General features: G+C 45.5%; 8 protein-coding genes. 5 read left to right on the forward strand and 3 right to left on the reverse strand.

Going from position 1 to position 7,796, the window contains the following annotated elements; translation table 11 throughout:
- Positions 1-1,554: hypothetical protein (locus ABFQ95_06600; GenBank protein ID MEN8237191.1), on the forward strand; the 1,554-nt coding region annotated here is incomplete at its 5' end.
- Between the two features lie 92 nt (positions 1,555-1,646).
- Here ABFQ95_06600 and ABFQ95_06605 read toward each other — a convergent pair.
- The 3 genes from ABFQ95_06605 to rocD all read right to left on the reverse strand — a co-directional run bounded on the left by ABFQ95_06605 (position 1,647) and on the right by rocD (position 3,448).
- A complete protein-coding gene (locus ABFQ95_06605) occupies positions 1,647-1,781 on the reverse strand; it encodes a hypothetical protein (GenBank protein ID MEN8237192.1) in 135 nt (44 codons plus the stop codon).
- 128 nt (positions 1,782-1,909) lie between these two features.
- Positions 1,910-2,080: a hypothetical protein gene (locus ABFQ95_06610; GenBank protein MEN8237193.1), complete on the reverse strand. Its 171-nt coding sequence runs from the start codon at positions 2,078-2,080 to the stop codon at positions 1,910-1,912.
- Between the two features lie 153 nt (positions 2,081-2,233).
- The gene (gene rocD / locus ABFQ95_06615) at positions 2,234-3,448 is read right to left on the reverse strand and encodes an ornithine--oxo-acid transaminase (protein ID MEN8237194.1); all 1,215 of its coding nucleotides are present in this window, start codon (positions 3,446-3,448) and stop codon (positions 2,234-2,236) included.
- Between the two features lie 190 nt (positions 3,449-3,638).
- Between rocD and ABFQ95_06620 the strand changes: the two genes are divergently transcribed.
- The 4 genes from ABFQ95_06620 to ABFQ95_06635 all read left to right on the forward strand — a co-directional run bounded on the left by ABFQ95_06620 (position 3,639) and on the right by ABFQ95_06635 (position 7,507).
- The gene (locus ABFQ95_06620; GenBank protein MEN8237195.1) at positions 3,639-4,604 is read left to right on the forward strand and encodes a septal ring lytic transglycosylase RlpA family protein; all 966 of its coding nucleotides are present in this window, start codon (positions 3,639-3,641) and stop codon (positions 4,602-4,604) included.
- A gap of 100 nt (positions 4,605-4,704) precedes the next feature.
- Positions 4,705-5,865 (forward strand): D-alanyl-D-alanine carboxypeptidase family protein, encoded by a 1,161-nt coding sequence (locus tag ABFQ95_06625; protein ID MEN8237196.1) that lies wholly within the window; start codon positions 4,705-4,707, stop codon positions 5,863-5,865.
- Positions 5,865-6,494 (forward strand): dTMP kinase, encoded by a 630-nt coding sequence (gene tmk, locus ABFQ95_06630; protein MEN8237197.1) that lies wholly within the window; start codon positions 5,865-5,867, stop codon positions 6,492-6,494. Before ABFQ95_06625 ends, tmk begins: the two co-directional genes overlap by 1 nt.
- Positions 6,491-7,507 carry a hypothetical protein gene (locus ABFQ95_06635; GenBank protein ID MEN8237198.1) on the forward strand — a complete coding sequence of 339 codons (1,017 nt, stop codon included), beginning with the start codon at positions 6,491-6,493 and terminating at the stop codon, positions 7,505-7,507. The genes tmk and ABFQ95_06635 overlap by 4 nt, the downstream gene beginning before the upstream one ends.
- Positions 7,508-7,796 lie beyond the last annotated feature (289 nt).

The raw sequence follows: 7,796 nt of genomic DNA on the forward strand, positions 1-7,796 counted from the left end.
CTTGACCGTGCACAACGTGTGTCCATCCCAAAGAGTTGCAAATACTTTTGTGCTTTTCTTGCTTGGGCGACTTTAGCTGGTTTTTGTTCTATTGCCACCATTCCAGCTACATTGAAAAGCCTTGAAGATGGTTTTAGCCTGAATTCAACCTATATCCCCAACGATGGCCCACCAAGCTATGCCTTGCAAACTACTATCGGTTTAGTAATCACATCTTTTCTAGGACCAGCAGCTTGGAATATCCAAAAAAAAGTCTCACAAGTCGTCAAACAGATCACCCTGCGTTGTGGATGTTGTAAAACAGATGATAACGATCCTGAAGAACGCTCCAACAGTTTTAATTATACAGGACGATCATGGTCTAAAAGCGAATACCCTGTGTATTCCATCGGAACTTTTACGTCACTACTGCTTTGGGGGACAATGTTTTTTGCCATAATTATGTATGCTGAAGCAAACCTTGACCCTAATCAATGGCAGCCAAGTGATAAAATTCTTTTTACTTTTCTCCTGGGAATTCCTTACTTGGCATTGATTGCTAGTGTTTTTACCGCCAGAAGCTCAGATGTCAATACAGGCCCCTTGCGTCGTTGCTCAACACAAGAGCCCGCCAGGAGTCAACGTATTGCTTTGGAAACGATCGTCACTAATGCAAGGGATGAAGTTAGGATTAATGGCTGTAGCGATACCGTTGAAGAGTTAGCAAGATCGATGAATCTAGTGTTCAAGCTGCCAGCCTCCGAAGAAACCGCACTGATAAACGCTGAAAAATCCCAAAGTGCCTCTCCAACGAATCGTCCACCGAATCATTCAATGTTCGAGATCATAAAAAATCTAGCAAACCAAGATCCAAGCATTGAAAAGTGGCGCCGTATCCGAGAGAAAATAGCTCTATTTATTACAGGGGCTCGTCAAGTCCTGAGCACACCGGCAATGGGTATATATAGTTTCTATCTTGGGGAGCAATTTGCCTTTCTTTGTGGCGCAGATCCAACTGTAGCGCAAATAATTGGGGGAGTTAACACTGTATTTCTACCGCTTCTGCTAATTAAAACATGGCCTGTGGTGCAAGAAGATACAGATCGATTCCTAGATGGGTTCTATCGCTCACGACATTCTCCCAATCACTGGCGACAAAGAGGCGTTTCGCTCCTCGCACGAGGAGTTGCTGGTGCAACATTTGTGATGCCAGCAGCTGTATTTTTGCGTGAAAGCATATTGACCCAAGATTTGAATATTTCTAATAAATACGCAAAGGATTTTCTTACTGCTGGATTTTGCTTGGGCCCCATTTCGGCTGCAACAAGCCTTTTTGTTGAAAAGCAGTATACGACAATCAGCGAATTCTTAGCCAGAAAGCTATCTAAATGTCGCTGTTGCTATTACTGTTGTGCTCCAGATGATGTTGACATTTGTGTTCGAGTCAGTAGGCGCCTGCGGAAAGTGCAAAAGAGAATTATTGCTACCAATGATCCAGGTGCGCAAAGACTATACGCAAATTTCATAGCACCGCCTACTCAAAACTCAACTGAATCCGAAGAGGATGACAGTTAAGATATTGTGTAAGAACTGGCGTAGTTCAAGAAGTGCACATTTTGGGTAACAATACGGGTGTCATCTCGGAAGCCGATTTTACCCATCCTGCTTTAGCTGGATGGAGTGCAAAATCGAGCTCTCCGTGATCCAGGGGAAAGGTCATGACGCTTCCCGGGGGCTATCTGCAAAGTATGCGGATCTTCCTTGAGCTTGCCTACCAGGCTGATTCGATTCAATAAGTGCATTTTGTGCTCCTTAAGTTTATGGTTTACTTAAATTCCCGAGCAACAAAAAGATCATACCCTGACAGCACTTGTACTTGACTGGTACTTGCCCCTATCAGGGCCAGCTCCCAATAGTTAAGAACTGACCCCTATAGAGGCAAACGCGTCAGGTTCCAAGACCACTCGCCACAATATACCGCTTCCACAACATTTCCGCAGCAAAACCAAGCAAAACCAAGCAAAAACAGGCAAACATTAACAAACTGCCCCAGGAAATGCTGGCGCTGGAGGTTGGTATACTGTACATTGGCGTTAGCCATATCTGATCTCTCTAGTTAGATCGGGTTGGTTAGTGGTCACGGGCGGTGCTGCCTGCACCGCCCTGCCACGCTTGCTCTTGGAGCAGTATTCCTCTTTTTTGACAAACGCAAGCATAAATCTTCGTGCATGCGTAAAAAAATCAAACAAACCTGTTAGCCTATCTGAGCCACAATTTCTTCAAATCGATCCAGTCCCCAATCCAATTCTTTTCGTGTGATCACCAAAGGAGGCGAAAAACGTAACGTTTGGTGCCGTGTTTCTTTCGTTAAAACGCCGTGTTTCATCAAAAGATCAGCCATGTCATGACCTGACATCACTTCAGGGTTGATATCGACTCCGGCCCAAAGGCCTTGTCCTCGCACCTCTGTGATTACTGAGGAAGAGTGAGCTAAGGCATGTAAACGCCCAAGCATATAAGCACCTAATTCTGCACTGTTTTCAATCAGTTCCTCGTCCTGCAAGATCTTTAAAGCCTCTAATCCCACGGCGCAAGCTAAGGGATTGCCACCATAGGTTGAACCATGCATGCTTGGTGTAAACTGTTGCATTATCTCTTCTCGAGCCACAAATGCTGAAATCGGTAACATGCCTCCACCTAGAGCTTTACCCAGCATGATGCCATCGGGTTGAACGTTTTCATGCCGGCAGGCAAACATTTTTCCTGTACGCCCCAGTCCACTTTGGATCTCATCCAATAGCAACAAAACGTTATTCTCATGGCAAAGCTGGGCAACTTGGGGCAGCCAACCCTGTGGCGGAACAATAACTCCTCCCTCACCTTGGATTGGTTCAAACAGAATGGCACATGTATTTGGAGTAATAGCCTCTTGCAGCGCTTGAATATCGCCGAAGGGAATCTGTTTGAATCCCGGAGTTAAAGGACCAAACCCATCATAAGATTTTTCGTTACTTGAAAAACTAATAATGGTTGTCGTACGTCCATGAAAATTATTATTGGCCACAATAATTTCTGCTCTGTCCTTGGGAATTCCCTTAATGCGGTAGCCCCAGAGTCTTGCCGCCTTAATCCCAGTTTCAACAGCCTCAGCACCGGTATTCATTGGAGCCACTTTGTCCAACCCCGTGAGTGTACAAATGGTTTTTAGAAAAGCTGGTAGCTTGTCACTGTAAAAGGCACGCGAGGGAACACACAATTTTTCGCTTTGATCTCTTAATGCCTGTAACAATCGAGGATGACCATGGCCATGGCTGGCCGCAGAATATGCAGCAAGCATATCAAGATAACGATTTCCTTCCACATCCCAGGCCCAGACGCCCTTGGCTTGTGATAACACTACAGGAATCGGTTGGTAGTATTGAGCACTGAGTTCGGCTTCGGCTTGTATCAAGGATTTACTGTCTTTCATGTCACTCTCCCCTTAAATAAAAGAGTATACTCTCGTGAAATCAAAACCTCTAGGGTAACCATTCAGCTCACACCGTCTTCATCCCGAAAGTTACTTTTGAACAAAAAAGAACAAAGATATTTTTTCTCCCTTGCCCAAAGCCTCGAGATTCAGTAACACATTAAATAGGTTTTGTAACGTGTTTGTAATAATGAAAATATCGATCGCTGTGAGGAAATTCCCCTATTGGATGTTGGTGCTGTGTGTTGTGCTTCCAGGCTGTGGTGGTGGTGGGCCTAAAAATTTTTCAACACGTACGACCGCACCTAAAAAAGCGACCAGCCGTCCCTACAAGATCAAAGGTAAATGGTACCATCCGCAAGGACATTATGAATACAGCAATGTGGGGATTGCTTCATGGTACGGAAAGCGGGATGGTTTTCACGGAAAAAAAACAGCCTCAGGTGAACGATTTAATACGCACAAATTGACGGCCGCTCATAAGACGCTGCCTCTGCCGAGTGTCGTTCGTGTGACGAACCTAGAAAATGGCCGCTCCTTGATTTTGAAGGTTAACGACCGCGGCCCGTTTAAACCTGGACGGATCATAGATATTTCTGAAAAAGGTGCCCAATTGTTGGGATTTTATCGCAAAGGAACTGCAAGAGTGCGGGTCGACTGTCTGGTGCGCGAAAGTTTAGCCATGAATAAATCACCTGGTAAGAATTTGCCAGTACGCTATGCGGCTGCGTCAAATGTTCCTGTGCGTGCCCCCTTTCGCCAGGCAAAATCCAAAAACAAAAAACGAAAGAGACGGATGGCCATCGTTACACCTCTGTTGAGTGTGCCGGCTACGCCAGTGCTTGCAGCAGCAGGATCGACTTTAGCAAAAATACCTTTGCAAACCTCCCCTCCCACGGTAACCGTAGGTTCCAATGTACCTACCCCAGGAGAACGCCCCGGTTGGTTGGCGTGTAAAGAATTGACGCATTCATCGGACATGGCTTTAGCGCAAGCGGAAATACCGATTCCGAAATTACGACCAAGCAATTTGGATTCCCAGGAGTTGTCAGCCTTAAAGCAGGAGATCAAAGAACTGATTCAAGTGATCGTACCAGAGATTCCTGAGAAAAAACTTGGAACAGTTGCCAGGAAGCTACTTGATGATATTTACTAAAGATCTGTTATTTTTGGAGTTTGTTGCAATCTTCTCTGGAGTGTTGCTTTAAGTTTTGCTAAACCAGGATAGGAACCAAGAGAGAGATAAAAGAGATAACATGTACCTACGATTTTTGTTTTTGATCATCGCCTTAAGCAGTGGGCTGCAACCGCTTTCTTCTGCGGCAATGCCGACATTTCGCACAATGGCTAAACAAGCTATTTTGATTGATGCAAATACCGGAAAGATCTTGTTCGAAAAGGACGCCTATACGCTAATGTATCCATCATCAATGACCAAGATTATGACGGCTTATATGGTTTTTGATCAACTAAAACAGGGGCGATTGCAGCTTGACGATGCTTTTACCGTTAGCAAATATGCCTGGCGCAAGGGCGGATCAAGAATGTTTTTAAATGTTGATACCCAAGCCAGGGTCGAAGAACTAATTCGAGGAGTTATCGTCCAGTCCGGTAATGATGCTTCAATTGTTTTAGCTGAAGGTCTTTCTGGAAACGAGACCGCCTTTGCTGCTGAAATGAGTAAACGGGCACACGAACTGGGTGCAAAAAACACCACGTTTCGTAACGCCACAGGTTGGCCTGACCCTAAGCACCTTTCAACGGCCTATGATTTAGCGATTCTTTCTGATCGGTTGATTAAGGATTTTCCAGACTATTATCAGACGTATTTTGCTGAAACGGAATATACCTACAATAAAATTCGCCAGATGAATCGCAACCCCTTGCTTTATCGCAATATTGGAGCTGATGGTTTGAAGACAGGTCAAACTTCGGTCGGTGGTTTTGGTTTGGTGGCATCAGCGGTGCAAAAGGGGATGCGGTTGATCTTGGTCATAAACGGCCTGAAGACAAAGGGAGAGCGCGCACGAGAGAGCGAGTCTCTTATGCTGTGGGGGTTTAGAAACTTTTTAACCCCGCATATTTATGCTGCTGGTGAAGAGGTCGTCAGAGCCAATCTTTGGCTTGGTAACGAACCGGATGTGGGGTTGGTGGCCGAGAAAGATTTGTACGTTACAGTGCCACGTGTGCAAGCTAAAAACTTAAAAGTTGAAGTGCATTTCAACGAACCTATCACGGCCCCTGTTCGAGGGGGAGATGTGGTTGGAAAAGTGGTAGTGACATGCCCGGATGGTGAAGTTAAAGAGGTTGACCTGAAGATCGACCACTCAGTTGGTAAGGCAGGTTTCTCTGAACGTATTCGTGCGGCGCTTTATTATCTATTTTGGGGACACAATCAAAAACAGACTACAGCTTGATGATTGGTAAATTTATTACGTTTGAGGGCGGTGAGGGATGTGGTAAATCCACCCAGGTTAGCCACTTGATACAGTTTTTGCGCATCAAAGGAATCAAAGCCTTACCGACGCGTGAACCCGGGGGTAGTCCAGGAGCGGAGCTTATTCGCGGGCTCCACGTAACGGGTGAGATTGATCGATGGGATGCTATGACTGAAACGCTGCTTTTGTTTGCAGCAAGGCGTGATCACCTGGTGCGAACCATCTTGCCTGCTTTGCAGTCAGGGACTTGGGTTATTTGTGATCGTTATGTTGATTCAACAATGGCCTATCAAGGCTATGGTCGTGGGGTTGATCATGCAACGATCGATGCGTTGCATAAAATGGTGGCTGGTGATTTACGTCCGGATTTAACCCTTGTGTTGGATATCGATCCGGAAATTGGTTTAAAACGTACCTTTGAAAGAGAACATGGTCTGGAAGATCGATTTGAGCGGATGGACATGAACTTTCATCGGCGTTTGCGAGCCGGGTTTCTCGAAATCGCAAAACAGGACCCTTCAAGATATGCGATTGTGGACGCGGGCCGTGCCATTGATGATGTAGCATTAGAGATTGAAAAACAGATCAATGAAAGGTTTGCATTATGACGCCCCGTACCCAAACTGTATTAATTGGTCATACCAGCGTTGAGCAAACGATTTTAAGGTCATGGCAACGGGGATGCCTGCACCATGCAATGATCTTTGTTGGCCCCAAAGGTGTGGGCAAAGCCACCTGTGCTTTTCGTTTGGCGCGTTTTTTGTTGTCTCCAGAAAGGGAGAACGATCAGCTGGGGATTTCTGCTACCAGTCCGGTGTTTTGCAGAATAGCTTCTGGCGGACATGGCGATTTGCTCGTCATTGAGCCGAATCCGGAGCTAGCAAGCAAAGAGATCAATATTGATCGTGTTCGCCCTATTCGTCGATTTCTGTCGCAAACATCCATGGAAGGGGGCTGGCGTATTGTCATCATTGACGGAGCAATGAACCGCAATGCGGCAAATGCGCTTTTGAAATCTTTAGAAGAACCACCAAAAAATACACTGATCATTATCATCGCAGATGCTTTAGGTAACCTAAGCCCCACAATTCGCTCCAGGTGCATTCAGTATGCTTTTTCCCCTATAGATGCAACAGAAGCCAAATCCGTTATCCAAACTTTATATCCAGAGCTAGACAAAGAGCAACTGAATGGAGTCATTGCCCTTTGTGGCGGTCGGCCTGGATATGTAACCACACTCAAAGAGAGCAATGCAGTCTCTTTATACCAACACTTGCTTGAATCTCTGGTGTCTCTTAAGGCCTCATCGCTTGAAACGGTTATTCCATTTTGCCAGAAATATTCGGCAAAGCCGAAAAAAAGTGAAACAGTAGATTCGTGGTGGTTAGTAGGAGAATTATTTGCAATGATCATGCAACGTTTGATTTTAGCAGCACGCGAGCAGCTCGTTTTGCCAGTCTATCCAGCAGAACGGGAGCATCTTGGAGCCTTGCTTACTTGGCGCTCGCTTCCAGAGTGGGCTGTGGTGCTTGGTAAAGTCACGCAAAGTTATGCCGCAGGCCGTATAAGCCACTTAGATCGGTTTCAGGTGTTGTTGGGTGCAATGGCAAGTGTGAGCTGAAATGCAGCCGTCATCTTGCAGCGCAGAAGACAAAACAACGAAAGATGGCGCATCTACACCTCTCTCCCCAAGCACTTAAGATTATTCAGACCATGAAAACACAATCTGAATTTCTGTTTCCAGGAAAAATTCCTGGCAAGCCAATCCAAGATATAAAAAAAGCATAGCAGACCATAAGAAAAAAGGTTCTGTCAGCTACTCCCGCTAGGGGTTGTATGTGGCATAAAACAAAGCTTTTGAAATAAATTTTTCGTAAACTTTCTTAATTTTTTCCTGTATGCTCGCAGCA

This window comes from Pseudomonadota bacterium (assembly GCA_039714795.1).
In the GTDB taxonomy this organism is placed as follows: Bacteria; Pseudomonadota; Alphaproteobacteria; order JAGOMX01; family JAGOMX01; genus JBDLIP01.

Coding starts and splice junctions, on each gene's coding strand:
- ABFQ95_06605 (MEN8237192.1), bottom strand. CDS start 1,781: ATGCACTTATTGAATCGAATCAGCCTGGTAGGCAAGCTCAAGGAAGAT.
- tmk (MEN8237197.1), top strand. CDS start 5,865: ATGATTGGTAAATTTATTACGTTTGAGGGCGGTGAGGGATGTGGTAAA.
- ABFQ95_06610 (MEN8237193.1), bottom strand. CDS start 2,080: ATGGCTAACGCCAATGTACAGTATACCAACCTCCAGCGCCAGCATTTC.
- ABFQ95_06620 (MEN8237195.1), top strand. CDS start 3,639: ATGAAAATATCGATCGCTGTGAGGAAATTCCCCTATTGGATGTTGGTG.
- ABFQ95_06635 (MEN8237198.1), top strand. CDS start 6,491: ATGACGCCCCGTACCCAAACTGTATTAATTGGTCATACCAGCGTTGAG.
- rocD (MEN8237194.1), bottom strand. CDS start 3,448: ATGAAAGACAGTAAATCCTTGATACAAGCCGAAGCCGAACTCAGTGCT.
- ABFQ95_06625 (MEN8237196.1), top strand. CDS start 4,705: ATGTACCTACGATTTTTGTTTTTGATCATCGCCTTAAGCAGTGGGCTG.